Here is a 22,953-nt window from a genome sequence, read left to right as displayed (position 1 = left end):
TGGGAGATGACCGAAGTACCCGATACCGGTGACACCCCGGCGCTGGAGCCCGCAGATGCCACGGACAAGCGTCGGATGGATGGCCGGCAACTATTGTCGACCGCGAAAGGCATTGTGATCGCGTTACGCGGCTGCAGCGACACCGCCGCATTCGACGAGACTTGCTGCGCATGGCCCACCGTCACCACCTCAGCGTGCTCAACGCCGCACGCGCACTCGTAGACCTCGCCATCGGCGACACGGGTCACACCAAACACACTCGTTGCGCGCAGTGCCACTCCCGGCAGTGGTCCTCTCTGCGCCCGAAACGCCCAATCGCCTCCCGGGGGACAATCAAGGACATGAAATGCAGCTCACCCGGCGACGCGGATAGCGACAAACTCGCGATCTCACCGACACCGCCTTGTGCGCTCAACCATCGCGATGTTGTTGACGCAGATCGAATTTGCGGATCTTGCCAGTGGCGGTCACTTGGCCAGCGCGGTGACTACCTCGATCCGTTTTGGGTACTCAACGCCGCTACATACACGGAGAGATGGCTCGTGGGTACACCACGGTGTCCCGGTCGTCGACAACCATCTCCACCCGGGTGGGATCGGTGGCGAGGTCATCCCATGCCACAACGTTGCCCCCGCCACCCCTGGTGCCGCGGGATTCGGGCCGCATCAGCGGCAACCACCGACGACCACGGCGCTACGATCGCCGACTGTTGCGGGTGTTCTACCTGTCCGCCCAGCTCAGCGTGAGAGCGCATCTGAAAACTCGGGGGATCGGCGTGTGACTGGTGAGGAATGGGTGAACTCCTGGTAGGTCAGTAGGTGCTTAGGAGCCAGCTCGTCAGGGAGCCGGAGCAACTCCTGCGGCAGCACCGACTCGAACAAGGACGGTTGATCGCCTACGGTACGGAACACGATGGCCTCGATCCCTTCTGACCGGAAAATGCTGAAGGTGAGTGGCAGGCAATAGCATCCGGCGTAGCTTGCGGAGCCGGATCAGTTTGTGAAGGTAGATGTTTGGGTTAGGCAGCGGGCGCCACGGTGACCCGGTAGCCGAGGGCGGCGAGCTGGGCGATGTGGTTGCGAAGCTTGCGTTCGGTGTCGATGTGGCGGGTGTGGTAGTCGGCGCCGAGGTCGTGGAACCGGACGTTTGCGTCGATCAGCAGATGCCAGACCACAACGAGGATGGAGCGGGCGACGGCGACGAGGGCTTTGAGCTTGCCGCGACGTTTGACGATTCGCCGGTAGCGTTCGCCGAGGAAGGTGTTCGTCTTGGCGGCTGCGGCGGCGGCCTCGCCGAGCACTCCCTTGAGATAGGGGTTGCCCTTGCCGGTTCGACCGCCGCGCTGGATCGGCCCGGACTGGATGGTGCGCGGGCACAGTTTCTCCCACGACACCAGGTGCGCGGCCGTGGGAAACACTGTCATGTCCGGCCCGACCTCGGCGAGGATGATCTGCGCGGCGCCACGCCCGACGCCGGGAATCTCGTCGAGGGCTGGCCGGCAACGCAACCTCGACACCCGAGCCCACGACATCCAGAACGGGTTGCGGGCCGAGCACCTCACCGCACCGGCGCCGGTTGCAGCCGCGTTCGCCGCCACCACCAGCGCCGCGGTCGGCCTCATCACCGAGCTGAACCGGCAAATCACCGAACTCGAGGCCGAACTGGCAACACATTTTGAGTCACACCCGGACGCCGACATCTACCGCTCCCTGCCAGGACTTGGTGTCGTACTCGGCGCCCGGGTGCTCGGTGAGTTCGGGGACGACCCCGACCGCTACACCACCACCAAGTCTCGCAGAAACTACGCCGGCACCTCCCCGCTAACGATCGCGTCCGGCAAGAAACGCGCGGTACTCGCCCGCCACGTCCGCAACCGGCGCCTCTACGACGCCATCGACCAATGGGCGTTCTGCGCATTGTCGTCCAGTCCCGGCGCCCGCGACTTCTACGACCACCGCCGCGACGCCGGCGACCTGCACCACCAAGCCCTCCGCGCCCTCGGCAACCGCCTCGTCGGCATCCTCCACGGCTGCCTCCGCCACCACACCCACTACGACGAGCACATTGCCTGGGACCATCGACGCACCGCCCAAGCCGCTTGACGACTACAGCCCTGGGGTGTCTAGCCCAAGGGGTTGAGGCCATTCTCGCGTTCCAGGACTGGCCGATCACGCACCGTCACACCCGACTTTTTCAGGTCGAAGTAGCTAGCGGCGGGCGCGGGATCGACTGCGCTGGGCCGGTTCAGCCGGGTTCCCCGATGCGCCCGTGTCCGGGGTGCGGGGAGCGCGGCCGGGCGCCCAGAACAGCAGAATCGCGGCACCCGCCGACGCGATGAGTGCGAGGACGATCGCGGACTGCTCGGTGCCGTGCAGAAACGCGGACTTGGCGAAGTCGGCGAGTTGCCGGCCGACCGGTCCGGCCCGGTCGGCGACCTCGAGGGCACCGGCGAGTGAGTCGGTGACCGGGCCCCGCGCCTCCGGAGGGAGCCGCTCGATCGCCGGGGCGATGTTGTGGCTGTACCCGGCGGCCAGGACACTGCCGGCGACCGCGATGCCGATCGCCGCACCGATCTCGCGGGTGGCGTCGTTGACCGCCGCGGCGACCCCGTGTTTTTCGACCGGGGTGTCCGCGACGATGGCCGCCGTCGCCGGTGCCGCGGTAAGGCCCAGACCCGCGCTCATCATCAGCGTCGGCCACAACACGTCGACGTAGGTGGAGTCCAGATCCAGCCGGCTGATGAAGTAGAACCCCGCGGCGATGGCGAGCAAACCGGTCACCGTCATCAACCGCAACCCCAGCCGGGCCGCCATCCACGGTGCGATCGCCGACAGGAGCACCAACGGCACCATCATCGGCGCCAACGCCAGCGCCGAACCCAGCGGGCTGTATCCGAAGATCAACTGCAGGTATTGGACGAGGACCAGGAAGACGCCGAACGTCACCAGGAACTGAATCGTGATGGAGAACGATCCGCTCCCGAAGCCCCGGCGGGCGAAGAACCGCACATCGAGCAGCGGATGATCCACCCGCAACTCCCACACCACGAACACCGCCGTGGCCACCACACCCAGCCCGAATCCGGCGACCACCGCGGGATCCGACCAGCCACGTGCCGGCACCTCGATGATGGCCAGCACCACCAGTCCGATCGCGAACACCACCGCGACCGATCCGATCACATCCATCAGCGGCGGATTCTCCTGGCGGGATTCGGGAATGGTGAAGGCACACAACAGCAGAAACACCCCCACCCCGGTCAGGCCGACGAAGATCGACTGCCACGACCAGTAAGCGAGCAGCACCCCGGACCCCAGAATCCCCAGCAGACCCCCGGACCCGGCGACCCCCGCCCAGATCCCGACCGCCCGCCCCCGCTGCTGCTCGGGGAAGCCCGCGGTCAGGATCGACAGCGTGGACGGCATCACGAACGCCGCCCCCACCCCGGCCGCGGCCCGCGCCGCGATCAACCACCACGGGGTCGATACCAACAGTGGCACCGCCGAGGCCAGTGAAAACAGTGCCAACCCCACGATCAGCACCGCCCGCCGGCCGTAACGGTCACCCAGCGCCCCGGCGGGCAACACCAGACACCCCAACGCCAACGTGTACCCATCGACCACCCAGGTGAGCTGGGTTTGCGTCGCCCCGGTGGCCACCGCAATGTCCGGAAGCGCGGTGTACAGGGCCGCCATCGACGCGACCACCAACGCCACCGACAGGCACGAGACCACCAACGTCCACTTCTGCGCCCGCGACAGCAGCACCCGATCACCCGAAGCCATACGCCCACCTCCACATAACGATACGGTAGGTATCGGTTCGCTACTATCAGTAGCACAATGTGGGGTGAGTGGATAGTGCCCGCGACTGATTCGAGCGGCACAATGACGAGGTGGGCGAGAAGATGATCATCGAAAACCTGGTCGACGACGAGGACCGGCTCGTGGATCCCCGGCGGGCCCGTTCACGCGCACGACTGCTCGACGCGGCGACGTCCCTGCTCTCGACCGGCGGCATCGAGGCCGTCACGATCGACGCGGTCACCAAGGTGTCCAAGGTTGCGCGGACCACCCTCTACCGGCACTTCACCGACAGCACCCAGCTCCTGGCCGCGGCGTTCGAGCGACTGCTGCCCCCGGTCACCGCACCGCCGGCGTCCGGAACGATCCGTGAACAGTTGATCGAGCTGCTGGACCGTCAGGCCAAGCTCATCGAGGAAGCCCCCGCCCAACTGACAATGCTCGGCTGGCTCGCCCTCGGTTCCACCCAACCCGACACCGTCGGGACGACATCGCATCCCGAAGATGACAGGAACCCGGTCAGTTCCCTCCGCACGCGGGTGGTCACCCAATACCGCGAACCGTTCGACGAGATCCTGGGCAGCCCCGAAGCCCAGCAAGAGCTCGGCCACTTCGACACCACCCTGGCCCTGACCCAACTCGTCGGACCCATCATCTTCACCCGACTCGCAGCACTCCCGCCGACCGGACCCATCGAACGGCAACAACTCGTCGACGACTTCCTCGCCGCCCGCGCCACCGCACAGACGCAAACCTCGATCACACACTGATTTGTTGTTGCCCGACATGTTTCAGAGGTCAACGATTCCCCGCCGGTCTCGATCTACCCACCAACTACCATGCGCAATCATCGAACTGTGTTCGTCGATGATCGACGGGCAGATGGCACACATGTCCGAGCTGGGTAAACCCAGGCTTAGGAAAGTTCGGGCGCGCATTCCTCCTGGATCGCCCCTTGGCCTCACGGCCGCCTACCGGGCGACGGCGTGGTAGTCCTGAAACCGCACGTCCGCCATTTGTTTGACGTATTGGGTGGCGAACCTGGGGTACATGGTGGCGTTGAAGCCGTCCTCGGTCAGATACCAGGTTCGGCACTCTGAGTTCCCGGTCGTTTTCGCCAACCGTTTCTGCAGGGCATCGTTGAAGCTGCGTTGCGCGTTCTCACGTACATCGAGGTACTTGAGATTCCAGCGTCTCATGGCCCGGATCGCCTGCACGGCGTAGTCGATCTGTGCCTCCATGTACATCAGCGCCGAGTTTTGCCCGGGCCCGGAATTCGGGCCGAAAGTGAAGAAGAGGTTCGGATAGCCGGCGACATTGACGCTCTTGTACGCGTAGGCACCGGACGACCACTCCTCGTCGAGGGATCGACCGTCGATCCCGACAATCGAAAAGGGGTGTGCCGGACTTCGCCACATCGAAGCCCGTGGCAAACACGATCGCGTCCACGTGATGCTCGAGCCCGTCGGCGGTGCGGATGCCCTCCGGACACAGGTTCCTCGGCCTTGACGTTGCGGAGTATCTTGCTCGCGTCCGCACGCAACTCGTTCGTTTCACGCGATGGACCAGGTAATAAGGGTGCAGTTCTCCCGACTCAACGCTGGGTAGTAGTCGTTGGTGACGAGCAGTCGTTTGCATCCCGCCGTGAAGCGAGGGGTGAGTTGGGGCGCATCCAGGGATCTTTGATCTGGCGTCGCAGCTGCAGCGGGAGAAGTCAACTTGGGCGCCTGGCGCCCCGACCGTGCCGTCCTGCCCCATCTGCTTCGCAGGGGTTATCTGCTCAACATTCCCCACTTGCCACGGCTGGACACATGCGACTGATAGGTGCCACACCGCGTAGGTGCCTACACTGCGTCCAAGCCCGGCAACGAAAGCACTCACGCTTCCGTCGACACCGACCTCGTCCGCGGAGCCTTCACAATCCAGCCGGAGCAGCCGCCTATGAACTTGCGGCGGCGCTTCTCGCCAGATCCAGCCCCGTCACTGAAGCCGTCGATACCACCGAGAAGGGGAATCGCCCGACGCCCCGCCCGAATCCGGGAGCCCCGGTTCGTCGACCCTGCCCTGCGGACTCGTACACCCCCTCGAGTTCGGTCTACCGGGTGCGACCCCGAGGATTTCGCCGCCGCATTCGCGCTCGCCGACGGCCACGAACAGCTCGCCCAGCACGACAATCTTCTCGGATCTGCTGCGAATATTCCACTTGCCCAAGATAATTCCTACTTTGAGGCGTGTCGAGGAGATCGGTCCGACTCGAGCCTACTGCTGCCGCTTGGGCGCGTTGCCCTGCTCCTGATCGTGTTCCGGTCCTCTTGCACGGCGCCGACTGACATCTAGCAGTTCCTCCTCCGACAAACATGAGAAAATGTCGCAATATTGACAAAGATCACTATTCTGTCGAGACTGGCCAGACGTGTGTTAGACCCCACATCGCAGGGAGTATCGATGACCTCAGCCTTGTCCGCCGCGCGCCTGCGCCCCGTAACTCCGATACGCCGCCCTCGACACGAAGCTGGCGAAACGGCCACCCTCCGACGCTGGACGCACCACGACGTGGGAAACACATGAGCACGGCGGCACCCTGGCGGTGTACGGCCCGGTCTTCGGCGCGTACGTCGGCACCGTCCCGAACCGCGCGCGTCTGTCACGTACGAGGTGACAGCGCTTCGGGATGGGCAGCCAAGATGGGACTGCGACGGCCTTGGATCGCGGGTCACCTGGATACTACGTTTCCGAGACTGTTTGCTGGCCTGTCGAAGAACACCTTGCTACAGTCCGAAACAGGCGAACCCGGCAAGAGGCTTCGATCGAAGTCCCCTGGTCTGCGACTTCCGCGAAATTCCTCGCCGAAGAGCAATCCCCACACGCAAACACTGCTCACCGCGACCAAGCTGCTGTCGATCAGCTACCGGCCTTTTCCGGTAGTCGGCGTCATCAGCGCCTGCAACGTCCCACTGGTGGTATGAACGCGGGCCGAACAGATTGCACGCCCACCCGAGGTCGGAGCGGTGAACCGGCGGCAACCCACCGAGACCGCGCCCGCAAAGCCCTAGACAACTAGGCGACAGACGTCAAGGACGGTACCCCATGGTCAATCTGATTCACGCTCCGCTGGACAAGGCGCGCGAACGCGTGTCATCCGTCGTGATGCTCCCCGCGCCACGACGGATCGAGAACGCACTGCGCAGCTTCAGCCACAAATGGCCGACCCGCCACCTCGCTGAGCCACCGTCGGGCAGCGGACTCAAGCCGGTCGAAGGCGACCGCGGACTGCCGATGCTCGGGCACACTCTGGACTACATCCGCTTCGGCTCGGATTTCACCCGCGACCGGTACAACCAGTTCGGACCGGTTTGTTGGATGGGAGCCTTCGGCACCCGAATGGTCATCGTCTCCGGGCCGGACGCTACCCAACACGTGCTCACCAACAAGGACAAGGCCTTCTCCCAAGACGGCTGGACTTATCTCATCGACAAGTTCTTCCATCGCGGCCTGATGCTGATGAGCTTTGATGAGCACCGCATGCACCGGCGCATCATGCAGGAGGCCTTCACCCGCGACCGGCTCGCCGGCTACGCCAACCAGGTAGGCCCCTGCGTGCGGGAGAACGTGCCGACCTGGCCGACCGACAGCACGCTACGCATCTATCCACGTTTGAAGAACCTCACGCTCGACATCGCCACCGAAGTGTTCATGGGCGGGTGCGGCGGCGGAGAGGACGCCGCAGCGATCAACCAGGCCTTCGTCGCCACCGTGCGTGCCGCGAGTTCAATCGTGCGGGCACCGTTGCCCGCCACACGGTGGCGCGCCGGCGTCAAGGGACGGCGAGTGCTCGAGGACTACTTCGCACGACACCTTCCAGAAACGCGGTCCGGCGACGGCAACGATCTGTTCGCCGGACTCTGTCACGCCACCACCGCCGACGGCGAACGCTTCACCGACGACGACGTCATCAGCCACATGATCTTCCTGATGATGGCCGCCCACGACACATCAACGATCACCACGGCCGCGTGCGCCTACTACCTCGCCAAGAACCCCGCCTGGCAGCAACAGGCCCGCGACGAATCAGACGCCCTCGGCGACGATCTACCCGACATCGACGCCCTGGAAGGACTCCAAACCCTCGACCTGATCATCAAGGAGACGCTGCGACTGGTCGCACCCGTACCGATCGTGATGCGCAAGACCGTCGCCGACACCGACGTCCTCGGCCACTACATCCCTGCCGACACCCTCGTCGCTGTCGCACCCGCGGTAAATCACTTCGTCGAGGACTGCTGGACCAATCCCGACACCTTCGACCCGAATCGCTTCGCCCCCGACCGTCAAGAAGACCAGTCGCACCGCTTCGCCTGGATTCCCTTCGGTGGCGGCGTGCACAAATGCATCGGACTTCACTTCGGCACACTCGAGGTCAAAGCGATCCTGCACGAGATGCTGCGCGTCTACACCTGGACTGTTCCTGACGACTACACCGTCCGCTGGGACAACACTTCCTTGCCCGTTCCCGTCGACGGACTACCAATCCGGCTCAGCCGCAGATAGCCCACGACAACTTCGAGCAAGCGGGAGTTGTCTTGCTCCTCTGACCCGAAAGTCCCCCTGACCACGGGCGTACGTCGGCGACCCGGCGTAGCTTGCGGATCCGGGTTTCATTGTGGCGGTGTTGGATTCGGTTAGGCAGCTGGCGCGACGGTGACGCGGTAGCCGAGGGCGGCGCGCGGCGATGCGCCGGAACTTCGCCGAGAAATAGGTTCCTTTGGAGCGGGAGACGGCGAGGGCGGCGGCGGGAGAGGGCGCCCTTGAGATACCGGTTTCCGGGCCGGGTCTTCGTGGATTCCACCCGACCGGCCGACTCGCTGCACCCCGGCGCGGTGCCCGCCCACGAGGCCAGATGCCCGGCGGTGGGGAACACACGCATGTCACCGCCGGTCTCGGCGATGACTATCTCGGCGACGGTCGTCGAGAAGCCCGGGATACTGATCAGCAGGTCCCGGGCCGGCCGAAAGGGTGCCATAGCCTCGTCGATCCGGGCCGACAGCTTGTCGATATCGGCGGTGTGGGCATCGATCCGGTCGAGGAACAGCCGGGTCATGAACGCGTGGTGGGCGGTGAAGTGCCCGGTCAGGGCCTCGGTCAACACCAGAATCTTCGACCGCAGTCGTCCTTTGGCCAACTGGGAAAGTTGGACCGGATCGTTACGGCCGTCGATGAGCGCCTCGAGCATCAACCGCCCGGAGACCCCCGTGATATCGGTGGCGACCGAAGACAGTTTGATGCCCCGAGTCCTCGAGCAGCTTTTCGAGGCGTTGGATCTCCCACGGTCCGCTCCTGGGTGATCATGGTGCTGGAAGTCCGTAGAGCCGGCCAGGGCCGCTCGCGCCGACGCCGACGCGCAGCTGGCCGCACGAATTCGGGTGATCCACACCGAGGACAACACCTACGGAGCACCGAGGGTCACTGCCGAGCTCAACGATGGTGTCCCTCCGGACGAAAAGTCAACCACAAGCGCGTCGCCCGGGTGATGCGCGAGAACAATATTGTCGGCTACCGACGTCGACGACGCGTCACGACCACAGTCCCCGAACCCGCCGACCACAAGGTACCCGACCTGCTCAAACGGGACTTCACCGCCGACGCACCGAACCGCACGTACGTACGTCGGCGACATCACGTAATGGGTGAGTCGGACCAACGATCCGACACGCACAAGGCGACTGGCGGGAGGTCCCTGAGATATTACCGATCCGGGCACAGTCTGAGCAGTGAGCTGCTGGAAGGTGATCACTGCTGTGATGGCATCCGACTGTGTGAGAGGTCTGAAGGTAGACGGTGACCCTGCCAGTCGCTGGGGCACGTGATCGGCTTGTGAGATGCCGCGCCGAAGAGCGCTTTCCATCGGGTCGCCGCACAACCCCCGAGCTCACAGCAGAATACGCCGCTGGACAGGAGGGTTGTACATGAGCATCAACTGCGAGATCGATTGGGCCGAAGTGCATCACGATGTCGCCCTCGTCGACGAGAACGGCACCGTCGTCGCCCGGAAGCGCATCGACACCGGCACAGCGGGATTGACCGCGCTGCTGGAGGTAATCGCCGAGAGCGGAGGTGCACCGGGCACCACCCCTATCGCGATCGAAACCTACAATAATCTGCTCGTCGTGGCCCTCGTGGAAGCAGGATTCACCGTATACCCGATCAACCCCCGCGCGGTGGCCCGCTACCGCGAACGCCACGGACAGGCCGGCGGCAAGTCCGATCCGGGGGACACCGCGATTCTGGCGAATATTCTGCGCACCGACCGAGCGATGTACCGTCCGATGCCGGCGATCAGCGAACACGGCCGGGCGGTCAAGGCCCTCGCCCGTCAGCACCAGGAGGCGATCTGGGCGCTGCATCAGACCATCAGCCGACTACGCTCTGTGTTGCTGGAGTTTTATCCTGCTGCACTGCAGGCATTTCCAAATTTGAAGCACCGCGCCGCGGTCGCGGCGCTCTCCGCGGCGCCCACCCCGGCATCGGGTCGAGCCCTGACCAGACGCAAAGTTGTGGCGCTCCTGCAACGCAGTGGCCGACGCAACGACCCGAACCTGGTCGAGCAGATCCTGCCGGAGCTGAAGACGCCCGCGCTCCGGCAGCCGCCGCAGGTCGAGTTGACGACACCAATGGTCAGTCAGGGAATGGGTCAGACGCGGACAACCAACTCGCACCCGTCATTCTCATTGTCCGGGAAGTACGAGCCGGAGCGCAGCTTCGGGATCGCGATGTCCAGAGTGCCGGCGCGGGTGTCGAAGTCGCGGTGTCGGTACCCGTTGCGGCTGTTGGTGCGGTCCTCGGAGCGTTCGCCGTAGCCGGCGCCGCACAGGGTATCGGCCTCGGCGCCCATCAGCGCGTCGATGAACGTGGACAGCAAACTCCGCAGCAGATCGGGGCTGGCGTCGGCGAGCTGATCGCTCAGGAACTGGTGCAGGTCGATATCGTGGGCAGTGGCCATCGCGTGGTCCTTCATCGAGTGACTTTGGTCGGTCTCTCGAAGAGTCACGCGATGGCCGCCTTCATAGGGCTACGACACGCCGGTCAGGTTGGGATCCGGTTCGTACACCACTCTGCTGGACGCAACCACATCAACTTTCGGTTGACGCCCTGGGACTGGGAGCGAGTTGATGTCCTGGGAGCGATAGGTGCTAGTGTCCCGCGTCAGAAATTCGTGAGATATATTTGGCGAGGGAATCGAGGATCTCCTCGGCGGTCTTGTGCCAGACGAACGGCTTCGGGTCGTCGTTCCAGGTCTTGATCCAGTTGCGAACGTCTTTCTCCAGTGCGACAACGCTTTTGTGTACTCCACGGCGGAGTAGTTGATCGGTCAGGAATGCGAACCATCGCTCGACCTGATTGATCCAGGAGGACCCGGTCGGGGTGAAGTGGACGTGAAAACGTGGGTGCTTTGCCAACCAGTCGCCCACTGCAGGCGTCTTGTGGGTGGCCAGGTTGTCGCAGACGAGATGCACGTCCAACTCGTCGGGGACGGCCTTGTCGATCGCGGTGAGGAACTTCTTGAACTCCACGGCCCGGTGACGTCGATGAAGCTCGGAGATCACCGTGCCGTCGGCGATGTTGAACGCCGCGAACAGACTGGTGACGCCGCTGCGGGCGTAGTCATGACTGCGCCGTTCCGGCATGCCGGGCATCATCGGCAACACCGGCTGGGAACGGTTCAATGCCTGCATCTGGCTCTTCTCGTCCACGCACAGGACGACAGCACGCTCCGGGGGATTATGGTAAAGGCCAACGACATCGACGACCTTGTCCACGAACTGCGGATCCGTGGACAGCTTGAAACCGTCGGTCAGATGCGGTTTGAGTTCGAACTTGCGCCAGATCCGGCCGATCGTCGACGGTGACAGGCCGGTGCGCTTGGCCATCGAGGTACGCGACCAGTGCGTCGCATTGGCCGGGGAGGTTTCCAGTGTCGCGGTAACCACGTCTTCGACCCGGTCCAGCAAGATCGAGGGCGGACGACCCGGTCGAGGTTCGTCGACCAAGCCGTCGAGGCGTCGGTCGACGAAGCGCCCGCGCCATTTGTTGACCGTGTTGGCGGATATCCCTAGATCTACCGCAACTTGCTTATTTGTCATCCCTGGCTCTGCGCAAGCCAACACGATCCGCGCCCTCAGTGCCAACGATTGTGGGGTTTTCGCCCGCCGCGACCATCGAACGAGCTGTTCGCGTTCGTTATCGGTCAACATCAACTCCACCTTCGGGCGTCCGGTTCGAGGCATACCTCAGGATATCAAGTTAAAGCACGAATTTATGGCGTACGACACTAGCGCAGGTTGGTGCTGTCGAGCGGGTGGAGCAGTGATCATGCCGACGGCGGCGGCGGGTACGAGGTAAGCGCCTGCGGACCGCGCAGCGAGTAGGCCGCGGCGGTCAGCGACTCTGCGAGACTCGCCTCCATCTCCGGCAAGAATGCGGCACGGTCGGCGGCGACAGCCGCTCGGAGGATCGCGGGCATGCTTCTGTCGGACGCTGCGGTCGCCACTCCGCTCCACCCGCGCGATGCGAGATCCGCCGCCTCCGCCGCAGCGTGGACGCCAAGATCGCCGAGGCGGTCGGCCAGTATTTGGCATCCTGAGGCTTGCAGGCTGCGGAAGAATCCACCGCCGGTGCCAGCTTTCTCGATGAACGCCGAGAGCCCGAGCAGTCATTCGTGAAGGTCGCCCTCATGGAGATGTTCGGGCCATCGCCGTAGATCGTCGACGAACACTTGCACCCCATCGAGTCCGGTCCCCTGCACGCTGGCTGAGGAACGGTCGGATATTTTTGGCCCATTGCCGCGGGACAGTGACAAGGCCGCTTGCGTGAGTGCGCTTGCGGAGATCGCACGCAGGTTCGGGACGCATTCTGGCCACTTGACCACGTAGGTGGTGTGTCGGGTCGGAACCGGGAAACCTGTGGAGGTGCGGGCGCGGGCGAGATCGTCATACGGCACCGTTTGAACGTGCTCGCGGTCGTTGTCGACGACATAGGCCAGCCGTTGCTCGTCGTCGTAGCCGACGATCACGATGTCGTGGCGACTCATCTGCAGTCGGACGCGACGGTATGGCAACGCGCTGATGTCCGCCCACACCATCACTGGCCGGCCCGCGTCGATTTCGTCGGTCACCCATTTCCATCCGGCAACGGGGTCGTCGGTTGCCCGCAGCTCGACCTCGGCCCCGATCCGGTCGAGCAGATCGAGTTCGAGATCACCTCCTCGATACGCCTGGTCGCAGTTCCGGCGAACGGAGGTAAGGAGTGCCCCGCCGAGGGTGAACACGAGCCCCTCGTCGGGTGGACCGCCACATCCCAGTCCGGCCCACTCCATCAGGTCCCGCAGGGCTCCGGATCCGCAGTGCCCGCCTATCCGATGCTGTTAGGGCACGTGCACGGCGGTCATCGGGTACTCACCGGCAACGATGTCAAGCCGCGGAAGGACAATCCGCGGCGCCGGCCCGGGTTACCGGCCAGGGCAAGGTGGCGGAATCTGCTCAGTAGTCGTGGAAAACACTTCGGCTCCTTCGAGTCGGGCCACCGGTGCGCCGAGGCAGAGATGGATTTCGGCTCCGAAGGCAAGTGGGGGGCGTCCGGTCCGGGTGAGATCGAGAGTGTCGGGGTCGTCGAAGACGTCGGGGTCGCGGTTGGCGGCACCAAGGAGTGTGAGCACGGCCCGCCTGGGGTCAGGTCGTGGCTGGCGAGGGTGGTCGGGCGCAGCACTGTGCATCCGTTGGTTTGCACGGGGGCGTCGTAGCGCAGGAGTTCCTCGACTGCGGTGCCGACAATTTCGGGTCGTTCGCGGAGCAAGTGCATTTGCTCGGGGTGTGCGAGCAGCGCCGCCACCCCGTTACCGATGAGATTGGTCGTGGTCTCGAAGCCCGCGGCAAACAGCAGCAGCGCGGTACCACGCATTCGTCGTCGTCGAACGCGTCGTCCCCGCGCGCGCGGTGGCCAACCTGCTGAGTAGATCGTCGCCCGGCGCTCGGCGTTTGCCGACAGTAACCCGGTGAAATAGTCGGTCAATCGATCCTCGGCGACGGCCGCGCGCGCGACGGCGGCGGCGTCAGCGCTGGGTTCGAGCGGGGCGACGAGGTCGCGAACCAGCGACGCCGCCGCCGCACGGTCGTCATCCGGGACACCGAGCATCGTCCCGATCACCGAGACCGGTAGGGGTAAAGCCAGATCGGCAATGATGTCGACATGGGGTCGCACGCTCATCTTGTCCAGCAGCAACTCGATCTGGGCGATCACCGACGAGCGCAGTTCGTCGATATGACGGGGGTGAACACATCTGCCACGATGCGGCGCAACCGCCCGTGGTCGCGTGGGTTGCGAAAGAGCATCGTGCGCCGAAAACGACGCATCGCGGTGCGCTGCAATTCTTCGGGCACTTCGCTGAGGCGAAACCCGAGCGATTCGTCGACCTTGCCCAGATTACGGTCTCGTAGCGCGGCGTCACAGTCGTCGTAGCGGGAGAGAATCAGCGCTCCGGTCCGCGTCGACAGTTCCGGGTGAGCGCCGCGCAACCGAGCGAACGCGGCGTAGGGGCCGGCGGGGCCGTGATCGGTGAGCAACGCATCGACGAGCAGTCCCCAGTGCTCGAGGCGGTCACGGGAGGTCCTGGTCGATATCCGTGGTGGACTGGGCACGTGTCAGCGAGGTCGTGAAATGTGCCAGGTCGACGACAATGAACAACGCGCGCGCCGAGGCGGCAAGATCCCCGGTGGTCGCTACTTCCATCCGCGCGGTCACGTCGAGTTTGCGCCCGCGACGGCGCTGCAGGTCCGCGGTGATCACGTACCGAGTGCCGAGCAGGACGGGGGCGTGGAATTCGGTGTCGAGGCGCCTAGTGACCGCCATCTCGCCTACGGTGTAGAGCAGCATCCCGAACATGTCGTCGAGGACCGTGGTGACGGCGCCGCCGTGCGCGATCCCCGGAGCGCCCATGTGCCGGTCGTCGAAGACGTGCTCGGCGACGACCCCCTCTCCGCGACGGCGCGCGTGCAGGTGGTGCCCGTGCGGATTATCGGGTCCGCACCCCAGGCACCAACTGTGATGCGGTGGAAGCTCGTCGCCGTCTCGGACAGTCGGATGGTGCTGGTGAAATCTCCCCCACCACTGTCCCACCCCCCCTTGCCGGCGCTCTGCGGTACGCGCAAACCATCAGCCGAGTGTCGTTGTTCACCGCCCTCACCTTGATTGCTACACCTGCGACTCATACGGCACCTTTCGAAGGAGCTTGTACGTATCAACTCATTGCATACATATTTTGATCAATTGTATATGCGGATACATAGTCGCATAGTTTGTAAACGCGTTTTCGCTGACCGGCACTATCGGACCAGTGTCGCGATCTGAACACTTATCACCCATCCGTTACGGTGATGGTCGTGATCGGGGAATCCCTGCGGATGTCTTATCGGCGGCACATGCGAGAGGAAGCCTTGCGTGCGACGCAGACGTTGATCACCGAAAAAGGGTGGAACAAGGTCCGCTTCAGTGACGTGGCTGCCATGATCGGAGTCTCGCGTCCGACGTTGTACAAAGAGTTCGCCAGCAAAAATGAGCTCGGGGACGCCCTCGTACTACGTGAAACGGAGCGGTTCCTCACGGGAATACAGACCATCCTCGACACCAACACCGACTCCGTCCCGAGGGCTATCACCGAAGCGGTGCAATACACCCTCGACGAAGCAGTCGAGAGTCCGTTGCTTCGCGCAGCGCTGACCGCACCGCTCGATGACCTCCGGGGGGAATCGAGCGTACTGCGCTTGGTCGCCACGTCCACATCAATGCTCGAACTTGCCACGCAACGGCTGATCAGCTGGTTCGATGAACACTTACCCAACCATGACCGCGCCGACATCGACCACGCCGTCGACGTGCTGATCCGACTCACGGTCAGCCACATAGTCCTGCCCGCCGCAGGTGGCAACGTACACCGAGAAAATGTGGAGACCTGTCGGCAGATTTCTGATGTCGTTCTCCGTTTCCTTCGTCTGTGAGGACATTCTGTGAGGACATGACCGGAGCTCCATGCGTCGACCTGGACGCCTCAGATCACTCATCTCAGTTGACCGGAGTTTGGAGCTTGACGAGCGGACCCGCCCGCCAGGCGTGATGCGGGATCTGACACGAGATGGGTTCGGTCGAACTATGCCGGCGTCCAAAATCTTCGCACCAACCACGGGAAGGACCTGTGTGTCCTGTTCGGCGTCGATGCTTTCCCTGATGGCCGCCTGCGCGTTGGGGGCAACGTATGCATGATCCCCCTGACCGCTCCTGACGACGGAACACGGCCTCGCGAAACGGCAGCCCTGGAGTCGGCTGAATCTGCGCGACAATGCCTTCCATCTCTCTTCCGTGCCGCCACGATGATGGCCAGCCTCGACCAACGCCTGCTCCCGGGCAATCTGCGATTCATCCTTCTCCTCGCTCATACCGATGGGCCGATTCGGCGACCATTGAGGAACTGTTCCACGACGGGCTAGTGTCCCGCGTCAGAAATTCGTGAGATATATTTGGCGAGGGAATCGAGGATCTCCTCGGCGGTCTTGTGCCAGACGAACGGCTTCGGGTCGTCGTTCCAGGTCTTGATCCAGTTGCGAACGTCTTTCTCCAGTGCGACAACGCTTTTGTGTACTCCACGGCGGAGTAGTTGATCGGTCAGGAATGCGAACCATCGCTCGACCTGATTGATCCAGGAGGACCCGGTCGGGGTGAAGTGGACGTGAAAACGTGGGTGCTTTGCCAACCAGTCGCCCACTGCAGGCGTCTTGTGGGTGGCCAGGTTGTCGCAGACGAGATGCACGTCCAACTCGTCGGGGACGGCCTTGTCGATCGCGGTGAGGAACTTCTTGAACTCCACGGCCCGGTGACGTCGATGAAGCTCGGAGATCACCGTGCCGTCGGCGATGTTGAACGCCGCGAACAGACTGGTGACGCCGCTGCGGGCGTAGTCATGACTGCGCCGTTCCGGCATGCCGGGCATCATCGGCAACACCGGCTGGGAACGGTTCAATGCCTGCATCTGGCTCTTCTCGTCCACGCACAGGACGACAGCACGCTCCGGGGGATTATGGTAAAGGCCAACGACATCGACGACCTTGTCCACGAACTGCGGATCCGTGGACAGCTTGAAACCGTCGGTCAGATGCGGTTTGAGTTCGAACTTGCGCCAGATCCGGCCGATCGTCGACGGTGACAGGCCGGTGCGCTTGGCCATCGAGGTACGCGACCAGTGCGTCGCATTGGCCGGGGAGGTTTCCAGTGTCGCGGTAACCACGTCTTCGACCCGGTCCAGCAAGATCGAGGGCGGACGACCCGGTCGAGGTTCGTCGACCAAGCCGTCGAGGCGTCGGTCGACGAAGCGCCCGCGCCATTTGTTGACCGTGTTGGCGGATATCCCTAGATCTACCGCAACTTGCTTATTTGTCATCCCTGGCTCTGCGCAAGCCAACACGATCCGCGCCCTCAGTGCCAACGATTGTGGGGTTTTCGCCCGCCGCGACCATCGAACGAGCTGTTCGCGTTCGTTATCGGTCAACATCAACTCCACCTTCGGGCGTCCGGTTCGAGGCATACCTCAGGATATCAAGTTAAAGCACGAATTTATGGCGTACGACACTAGGCGCTGGTGAGGAGGACCTCCCCGGGGCCGAACATCACCAGATGCTTACGAAAGAGCATTCCGATGTTGTCAGGCACGGTGCGCGCGACGGAAATATTGTGGGTCACGATCAAGATGGTGGCGTCGATCTGCGCATTGATATCGATCAACAGCTGGCTGAGGTAGGCCCGGCGGACCGGGTCGAGACCGGAGTCCGGCGCATCGCACAAAATGAGCTGCGGGTCGAGAACCAGAGCGCGAGCGAGACCGGCACGTTGTCGCATTCCGCCGGAGATCTCGCCCGGAAGCTGTTGACCGTCACTGAATGTGCAGACGACGGCGTCACTCTGGATGCAAACGGTTTCGGACGGATTTCGAGGATTTCGTCGGCATGGTGACGGCATCGTCGTCACGTTGACGGCATACTCGGCACACTGACGGCCGAATTCGGGCATGCGAATACGCTGGAGAACGATTTTCAGCCGCTGCCCGGTGGTGCGAGCAGTCGTCCCCGGGTGTACATCCCGATCAACGCCCACGGCGCGTCGTCGAACCCGAACCGCCGCTTCGCGTGGAACGCGGCGGCGGCCAACACTGTCAACGTGTGGTGCAGCAGATTGCCGGCATAGCGGATGCGGCCGAAGACCTCGACCGCGATCGAGATGAGCCGTTGATTGGCTTGGGTGTATACCCAGTGCAGATGATCGGGTGGGACCCGGCGCAACCAACGGCGCACTGTTGATTCAGGCCGGCCTAGGATATCGGCGATACGCCGATATCCTAGGCCATTCGCCTTGTGTACCAATGCTGTTCCGATCACCTCGGTGGTGTCGGCGCGGCGCACCTGCAGGGCGGTCGGCAACAGCACCTGAGTCTTCGAACAGCGGGCGCAACGGACACGGGCGGGTCGCACGGTCACCCTCTCGGCGCCGAGCCCGCGCACCGTGCGGCTACGGCCGTATCCCCATTTGCGCAGTCCTCCGCCGCATGCCGGGCACGCCATCGCACCCGAGGCCAGGTGCTCGGCGGCGTCCTCGGCGGACAGGATCACGATCACAGGGGGCGGCTCCACTCATAGCTGTTCAGTCTTGACTAGCACACGCGGCCGCGCCAGGGGCCACATGGTGTTGGGCGGAGGGGCTTTCACCGCTGTTGTCACCCATTGATGCCGATGAACGACCGCACCGTAACCGTGCCGACCAACATTCCCGTGTCAACGTCGTCAATCTCGGGCACCCGTCATCGTCGGCACGTTGGCGATGCAGACGAACGGCCACTCGACCCAGCGCCCATCGGCACCAGGAGTGACGATCGCCGGCCCAGTGGTCTTCATTCGAAGCGACGCTCAACAGGAAGCTTGTATCGGTCACTGATTCACATTCCGTCGCTTTCGAGCAGGTGCAGATACCTGCGGAATATCACCAAGACGGGTGGTGTCGTCATCGTGAATATCGAGCGTGCGGCGCAGGGCACATCTCGTCCTGGACCGAGGGCTCCACTTCCCAGTCCGGGTAGTGGATCATCCCCCAGCTCGGGTACCTACCCATCGCCCATGCCCTCCCTCATCCGCTGCCGTGGTGCGGCGGCCCCGGTGTCGGGCCAATTCCGTGGCCTCCCTCCGCTCCGCACCTTCTACCTTCGCTGCGTGCGCGTGCTGGTTGTCTTCACGTGGCCCAACGACCCCGTTCGTCCTTACGCCTTTGGCGCCGGACCGCTTGCCCGTGAATACGAGCGGTCAGCGGCGGAACTCAGACATCGCGGCCCATGGCATCGGTGAGGAAAGAGGCGGTCACATCGGGCCACCGCCGTAACCATCGATCACCGGAGCGGACGTCTTCGAGAAGCTGGGACAGAACATGTGGAATTTCCGCACCGCCATCGAGTAGCAAACGCGGTAGTCCGAGAACGGCACACTGCGACGCGACTGGAGCCAGCGTCCGTTTGGCCTCGTCCATCCGGCCCGCCGATGCAAGGCAGTGCACCAGCAGCAATGTCGACACCATCAGTGCTCGCGGCCGCTTTTGCTTCCTCACGCTCTCGACCAGCGCTCGCCCACGGGCGAGGGCCGCTTCGATGGATGCGTCAGAACGGTCGGCGAGGAGCAGCATTATCGTCGAATCTTCGTCGAATTGAGATGAGACCTCCGCGATCCCGTTCTCCATCTCCTCTCGAGGGCCGGCATCTTTCAGACGCGCTTCCAAAGAGGGATCGATTGGCAATCCGGCGCGAATTCGCTCGTTCACAATGCGCTTGGCCAAAGGCGGAAGATGGAGCTTCTCAGCTATCCTCGCCCCTTCCTCCAGACGGATCGTCGCGGAATCACGGTCTCCGCGAAGTACCTTGATCCGTGATCCAACGCCGTAGGTGGCGAGCATGATGTCGACTACACCACCTTCGGGGCCGAGTTCGTTGCTGCGATCGAGCAACTCTTCCGCGCCGTCGATGGCGCCCTTGTCGTACAGCACAGAACCGAGAAGTGCGCCAGCGAGGCGTGCGGCGTGACTGTGCATGCCGGTCTGTCGTGCGAGCGCCAGTGCGGTATGAAAGATGTTCTCGGCCTCCCCGACGTCGAGAACCTCGTATGCTGCTACTCCAGCCATGCAGTGGCCGTAGACCGCACTGAACGGCCCGACGGTCTGCTCGTGATACCTGCGCGCCCAGTCCTGCCATCGCCGAGCTGCCGCGAACTCGAAGTTGTGAATCGCCAGAAACGACGCCACATCGCTCGCGGCCGACGCGACGAAAGGACGCAAACCGTCAGGATCTCGGAGAATGTCGTCGATCAGGTCCTGAACACCCTCGCTCTGATCGGCGAGGACCTTTGCGACTGCTCGGACCAAGTTTGCTTCGCGGGCGATAGCACGCTGTTCCCACTCGGTCATCGATTCCGAATCGAGGGAGGAAGAGAGACGGTCGAGCGCGAGTTGCATGACCTTCGGCCGCTGTAACAACACATTTCCCCACGCGACGATGAGCTGAAGACGCGGTCGATTGTGCCACAGCGGGGGGAAGCTTCGCGACAAGACCAAGCAATGTTGCCATCCTGGAGTTCTCGATCAACTCCATTCCACCTGATTCGACCAGATGAGCGGCACGATCGAAATCCTTCGCCGCCATTACGTGATCGACTGCCTCGCTGAGCATTCCGTGGTCCTCGAACCAGGTCGACGCAGTGAGATGCAGTTCTCGGGCCCTTGCCGGATCGACTCGTTCGAGTCGACGTTGGAGGAACTCGGCGAACAGATGGTGGTAGCGGAACCATTCCTTGTCATCGTCGATGCTGGTCAAGAAGAGATCCCGACCTTCGGCTTCCTCGAGCAGTGCCTGGCCAGATTGCAGGCCGGCTAGTTTTGCGGCTAGGTCGCCGCAGACCTTCTCGGCGATCGCCGTGGCCATCAGGAAATCGAGTAGGTGGGGCTCGAGCGTGTGAAGCACGTTGGCCACGAGATACTCGCCGATGGCATGATGCCGTCCAGACAGATGTCTGATGAACTCTGCCGGATCGTCCTGGCCGCGAAGCGACAGCGATGCCAACTGCAGCGCGGCCGCCCATCCGTCCGTCGCGATGGCCAGTTCAGTGACCTCCGATTCGCTTAGCCGCAGGCCATTGACGTCGAGGAGGAAAGCCTTCGCTTCCGAGGCATCGAACCGCAGTGCGTCCGGGTCTATTTCCACGAGTTCGTCGCTCACCCGCATCCTGCTCAGGGGTAGACCGGCCTGAGTGCGACTCGTCACTACCAGCTGCAGATGGTGACACCCATGGTCGAGGAGGAAGTCCATGGCCTCGATCGTTTCGTCTGCGCTCACCCGATGCCAATCATCGATGACGACCACCAAACGCTCGCCACTGGAATGGATCTCGTCGATCAGCGAACTCAGTACGTATCGGGCCGCGTCCGGGGGATGGTCTTCGAGGATCTGTCCGAGCTCACGCGCCAGGGCGGGGCGAACCTGGCGGACTGCTTCTACCAGATGGGCGAGAAACCAGACCACATTGTTGTCGTCGGGGTCGACGCTCAGCCATGCGACTGACGCACCGTCCTCGACCAGAACGCCTCGCCACTGCGACGCCAGCGTGCTTTTGCCGAAGCCGGCGGGCGCATGTATCAGGACCAATCTGCGGTGCGCACCACTTTGCAGAGTGTCGATCAGCCTGCGCCGCACCACCAATGGTCGAGTGGAGGTGGGCGGACGGAACTTGGTCGAGGCGCTCGGCGGTGTGGATGTCGCCGCAGGCATCCACCCAGCCTCATGTGCCCTACCAACCGGTTGCTCCGCGGAACGGTTCGCGAAAGTATCGGTTCCTGTGGGCCCTGCAAGCGCCATATCCGCGCTGTACAATCCGTGTTTCTTTCGGATCCCCCGGAGTTCATCTCCGAGAGCGACGGCCGATTGGGGGCGGTCTGTTGGAGACTTGGCCATCGCATGCTCAATTGCGGCCACCACATCGGGTGGAAAATTCCGCATACGGAGGTCGGGGATCGACGCACGGGTGGTTCGTACGAACTGAGCAACAACGCCCTCGCCGGCCCGGCGTTCGAACGCTGCGTGTCCGGTCATCAACGTGAAGAGCGTCGAGCCGAGTCCGTAGATATCGGATACCGGTCCGGGTGCCTGACCCTGCAGCAATTCCGGGGCGGTGTAGGCGGGCGAGCCTGCGATGTGTCCCGTCGAAGTCTTGAAGGCGCCGCCGACCCGCGCGATGCCGAAGTCGGCTAACTGAGGCTCCCCGTAGTCGGTGATCAGGATGTTGGCCGGCTTCACGTCGCGGTGCAATATCTCGAGGTCGTGTGCGGTGTATAGAGCGCCAGCGAGCTTGATCCCGACCTGAAGGACATCCGGCCAGGGCAAGGGGCCGTGGCGTCGAACCCACGCTTCCAGCGAGTCGCGCGCGTGGAATGGCATCACGATATACGGGCGCCCTGCCGCGAGAACTCCCACCTGCAGTATCTGGACGATATTCGGATGCCCGGACAATCTTCCCATGACCCGTTGTTCTCGGACGAAGCGTTCGCGCTCGCCACGTTCGAAGCCTTCATTCAAGACCTTGATCGCGACTGTTCGATCCAATGCGGTCTGAACACAACGGTAGACGACGCCGAAGCCTCCGCGGCCAACTTCCAGCGCGTCGTTGAAGCCTTCGGCTTCGAGCTCGGAGACGACTGAGAGCGCTACGTCGCGTTCAGTCCGTGCGGGCTCTGCATCGGCCATCTCCTAATCCTGGTCTCCCTGGCGATGCCTGCGTTAGCATTTTCTGGAAAGAATACGAATGCCCATCGTCCAACCGCCATGGGCGGAAGAACTGACCGCAGGGCCATCATGGTGGGCCGGGCGCCTGCACAGGACGTCCGCGTCGCGGCGCAGGTGCCATACCGACGCGCCTCGCCGCAGAGGAATCCTGATGGGGTGGACGGCACGGAATACCTGGGACTCGTAGCGTTACCGCCGTGGTGGTGAACCAGTCGGCTCCGGCCAGCGTTTGTCGTGCTCGCCGCTCAGGGT

The 22,953-nt window shown here is 63.5% G+C and carries 12 protein-coding genes and 10 pseudogenes; 7 read left to right on the top strand and 15 right to left on the bottom strand.

Going from position 1 to position 22,953, the window contains the following annotated elements:
* The first annotated feature begins 6 nt into the window (after positions 1-6).
* Entirely contained in the window at positions 7-222 is a 216-nt protein-coding gene (locus tag ACH49N_RS34010; protein ID WP_358277027.1) for an ANTAR domain-containing protein, read from the top strand.
* Positions 223-1,018: 796 nt separating this feature from the next.
* Here the strand turns inward: ACH49N_RS34010 and ACH49N_RS34005 are convergent.
* A complete protein-coding gene (locus tag ACH49N_RS34005; RefSeq protein WP_317747672.1) occupies positions 1,019-1,531 on the bottom strand; it encodes a transposase in 513 nt (170 codons plus the stop codon).
* Between ACH49N_RS34005 and ACH49N_RS34000 the strand changes: the two are divergent.
* Positions 1,491-2,102, top strand: a pseudogene (locus tag ACH49N_RS34000) (transposase); the annotation flags it as partial. The gene ACH49N_RS34005 and the pseudogene ACH49N_RS34000 sit on opposite strands and share 41 nt — an antisense overlap.
* Positions 2,103-2,207: 105 nt before the next feature.
* Here ACH49N_RS34000 and ACH49N_RS33995 read toward each other — a convergent pair.
* Positions 2,208-3,785 carry an MFS transporter gene (locus ACH49N_RS33995; RefSeq protein ID WP_317747673.1) on the bottom strand — a complete coding sequence of 526 codons (1,578 nt, stop codon included), beginning with the start codon at positions 3,783-3,785 and terminating at the stop codon, positions 2,208-2,210.
* A gap of 122 nt (positions 3,786-3,907) precedes the next feature.
* Here ACH49N_RS33995 and ACH49N_RS33990 point away from each other — a divergent pair, with 122 nt between their 5' ends.
* The gene (locus ACH49N_RS33990; protein WP_317747712.1) at positions 3,908-4,573 is read left to right on the top strand and encodes a helix-turn-helix domain-containing protein; all 666 of its coding nucleotides are present in this window, start codon (positions 3,908-3,910) and stop codon (positions 4,571-4,573) included.
* Positions 4,574-4,774: 201 nt separating this feature from the next.
* On the opposite strand, the pseudogene ACH49N_RS33985 reads toward ACH49N_RS33990, so the two are convergent.
* Positions 4,775-5,502 (bottom strand): annotated as a pseudogene (locus ACH49N_RS33985) (4-hydroxyacetophenone monooxygenase); the annotation flags it as partial.
* Positions 5,503-6,890: 1,388 nt separating this feature from the next.
* Between ACH49N_RS33985 and ACH49N_RS33980 the strand changes: the two are divergent.
* Positions 6,891-8,351, top strand: coding sequence for a cytochrome P450 (locus tag ACH49N_RS33980; protein ID WP_317747674.1), 1,461 nt, complete (start codon positions 6,891-6,893; stop codon positions 8,349-8,351).
* 168 nt (positions 8,352-8,519) lie between these two features.
* Here the strand turns inward: ACH49N_RS33980 and ACH49N_RS33975 are convergent.
* Positions 8,520-9,218, bottom strand: a pseudogene (locus ACH49N_RS33975) (transposase); the annotation flags it as partial.
* On the opposite strand from ACH49N_RS33975, the pseudogene ACH49N_RS33970 reads away from it, so the two are divergent.
* Positions 9,164-9,465: pseudogene (locus ACH49N_RS33970) on the top strand (IS3 family transposase); the annotation flags it as partial. The pseudogenes ACH49N_RS33975 and ACH49N_RS33970 overlap by 55 nt on opposite strands.
* 214 nt (positions 9,466-9,679) lie before the next feature.
* Positions 9,680-10,237 (top strand): annotated as a pseudogene (locus ACH49N_RS33965) (IS110 family transposase); the annotation flags it as partial.
* Between the two features lie 293 nt (positions 10,238-10,530).
* On the opposite strand, the pseudogene ACH49N_RS33960 reads toward ACH49N_RS33965, so the two are convergent.
* The 6 genes and pseudogenes from ACH49N_RS33960 to ACH49N_RS33935 all read right to left on the bottom strand — a co-directional run.
* A pseudogene (locus tag ACH49N_RS33960) lies at positions 10,531-10,800 on the bottom strand (transposase); the annotation flags it as partial.
* 190 nt (positions 10,801-10,990) lie between these two features.
* Positions 10,991-12,085, bottom strand: coding sequence for an IS630 family transposase (locus ACH49N_RS33955; RefSeq protein WP_317747675.1), 1,095 nt, complete (start codon positions 12,083-12,085; stop codon positions 10,991-10,993).
* An 83-nt stretch (positions 12,086-12,168) separates the two neighbouring features.
* Positions 12,169-13,212, bottom strand: a pseudogene (locus tag ACH49N_RS33950) (BtrH N-terminal domain-containing protein).
* 29 nt (positions 13,213-13,241) lie between these two features.
* Entirely contained in the window at positions 13,242-14,093 is an 852-nt protein-coding gene (locus ACH49N_RS33945; RefSeq protein WP_358277029.1) for a hypothetical protein, read from the bottom strand.
* Complete coding sequence (locus ACH49N_RS33940; protein WP_317747677.1) at positions 14,090-14,491, bottom strand: hypothetical protein; 402 nt, start codon at positions 14,489-14,491, stop codon at positions 14,090-14,092. Before ACH49N_RS33940 ends, ACH49N_RS33945 begins: the two co-directional genes overlap by 4 nt.
* Positions 14,451-14,969, bottom strand: a complete 519-nt coding sequence (locus tag ACH49N_RS33935) for a PaaI family thioesterase (protein ID WP_012686937.1) — start codon at positions 14,967-14,969, stop codon at positions 14,451-14,453. The genes ACH49N_RS33940 and ACH49N_RS33935 overlap by 41 nt, the downstream gene beginning before the upstream one ends.
* A 257-nt stretch (positions 14,970-15,226) precedes the next feature.
* On the opposite strand from ACH49N_RS33935, the gene ACH49N_RS33930 reads away from it, so the two are divergent.
* Positions 15,227-15,847, top strand: a complete 621-nt coding sequence (locus ACH49N_RS33930) for a TetR family transcriptional regulator (protein ID WP_397504948.1) — start codon at positions 15,227-15,229, stop codon at positions 15,845-15,847.
* Between the two features lie 183 nt (positions 15,848-16,030).
* Here ACH49N_RS33930 and ACH49N_RS33925 read toward each other — a convergent pair.
* The 5 genes and pseudogenes from ACH49N_RS33925 to ACH49N_RS33905 form a co-directional block, all read right to left on the bottom strand.
* Positions 16,031-16,329 (bottom strand): annotated as a pseudogene (locus tag ACH49N_RS33925) (ABC transporter ATP-binding protein); the annotation flags it as partial.
* Positions 16,330-17,424 (bottom strand): IS630 family transposase, encoded by a 1,095-nt coding sequence (locus tag ACH49N_RS33920; RefSeq protein ID WP_317747675.1) that lies wholly within the window; start codon positions 17,422-17,424, stop codon positions 16,330-16,332. It abuts the pseudogene before it with no gap.
* A gap of 50 nt (positions 17,425-17,474) precedes the next feature.
* A pseudogene (locus ACH49N_RS33915) lies at positions 17,475-17,774 on the bottom strand (ATP-binding cassette domain-containing protein); the annotation flags it as partial.
* Between the two features lie 155 nt (positions 17,775-17,929).
* Positions 17,930-18,508 carry a helix-turn-helix domain-containing protein gene (locus tag ACH49N_RS33910; protein ID WP_317747679.1) on the bottom strand — a complete coding sequence of 193 codons (579 nt, stop codon included), beginning with the start codon at positions 18,506-18,508 and terminating at the stop codon, positions 17,930-17,932.
* Positions 18,509-19,199: 691 nt separating this feature from the next.
* A pseudogene (locus ACH49N_RS33905) lies at positions 19,200-22,662 on the bottom strand (protein kinase).
* Positions 22,663-22,953: the final 291 nt, after the last annotated feature.

Origin of the sequence: Rhodococcus sp. NPDC019647 (assembly GCF_044389235.1) — a bacterium.
Classification (GTDB): Bacteria; Actinomycetota; Actinomycetes; order Mycobacteriales; family Mycobacteriaceae; genus Rhodococcus_F; species Rhodococcus_F oxybenzonivorans.
This window is presented reverse-complemented; position numbering and strand designations above follow the sequence as displayed.

Coding starts and splice junctions, on each gene's coding strand:
- ACH49N_RS34005 (WP_317747672.1), bottom strand. CDS start 1,531: ATGTCGTGGGCTCGGGTGTCGAGGTTGCGTTGCCGGCCAGCCCTCGAC.
- ACH49N_RS33980 (WP_317747674.1), top strand. CDS start 6,891: ATGGTCAATCTGATTCACGCTCCGCTGGACAAGGCGCGCGAACGCGTG.
- ACH49N_RS34010 (WP_358277027.1), top strand. CDS start 7: ATGACCGAAGTACCCGATACCGGTGACACCCCGGCGCTGGAGCCCGCA.
- ACH49N_RS33990 (WP_317747712.1), top strand. CDS start 3,908: ATGATCATCGAAAACCTGGTCGACGACGAGGACCGGCTCGTGGATCCC.
- ACH49N_RS33930 (WP_397504948.1), top strand. CDS start 15,227: ATGGTCGTGATCGGGGAATCCCTGCGGATGTCTTATCGGCGGCACATG.
- ACH49N_RS33955 (WP_317747675.1), bottom strand. CDS start 12,085: ATGCCTCGAACCGGACGCCCGAAGGTGGAGTTGATGTTGACCGATAAC.
- ACH49N_RS33920 (WP_317747675.1), bottom strand. CDS start 17,424: ATGCCTCGAACCGGACGCCCGAAGGTGGAGTTGATGTTGACCGATAAC.
- ACH49N_RS33995 (WP_317747673.1), bottom strand. CDS start 3,785: ATGGCTTCGGGTGATCGGGTGCTGCTGTCGCGGGCGCAGAAGTGGACG.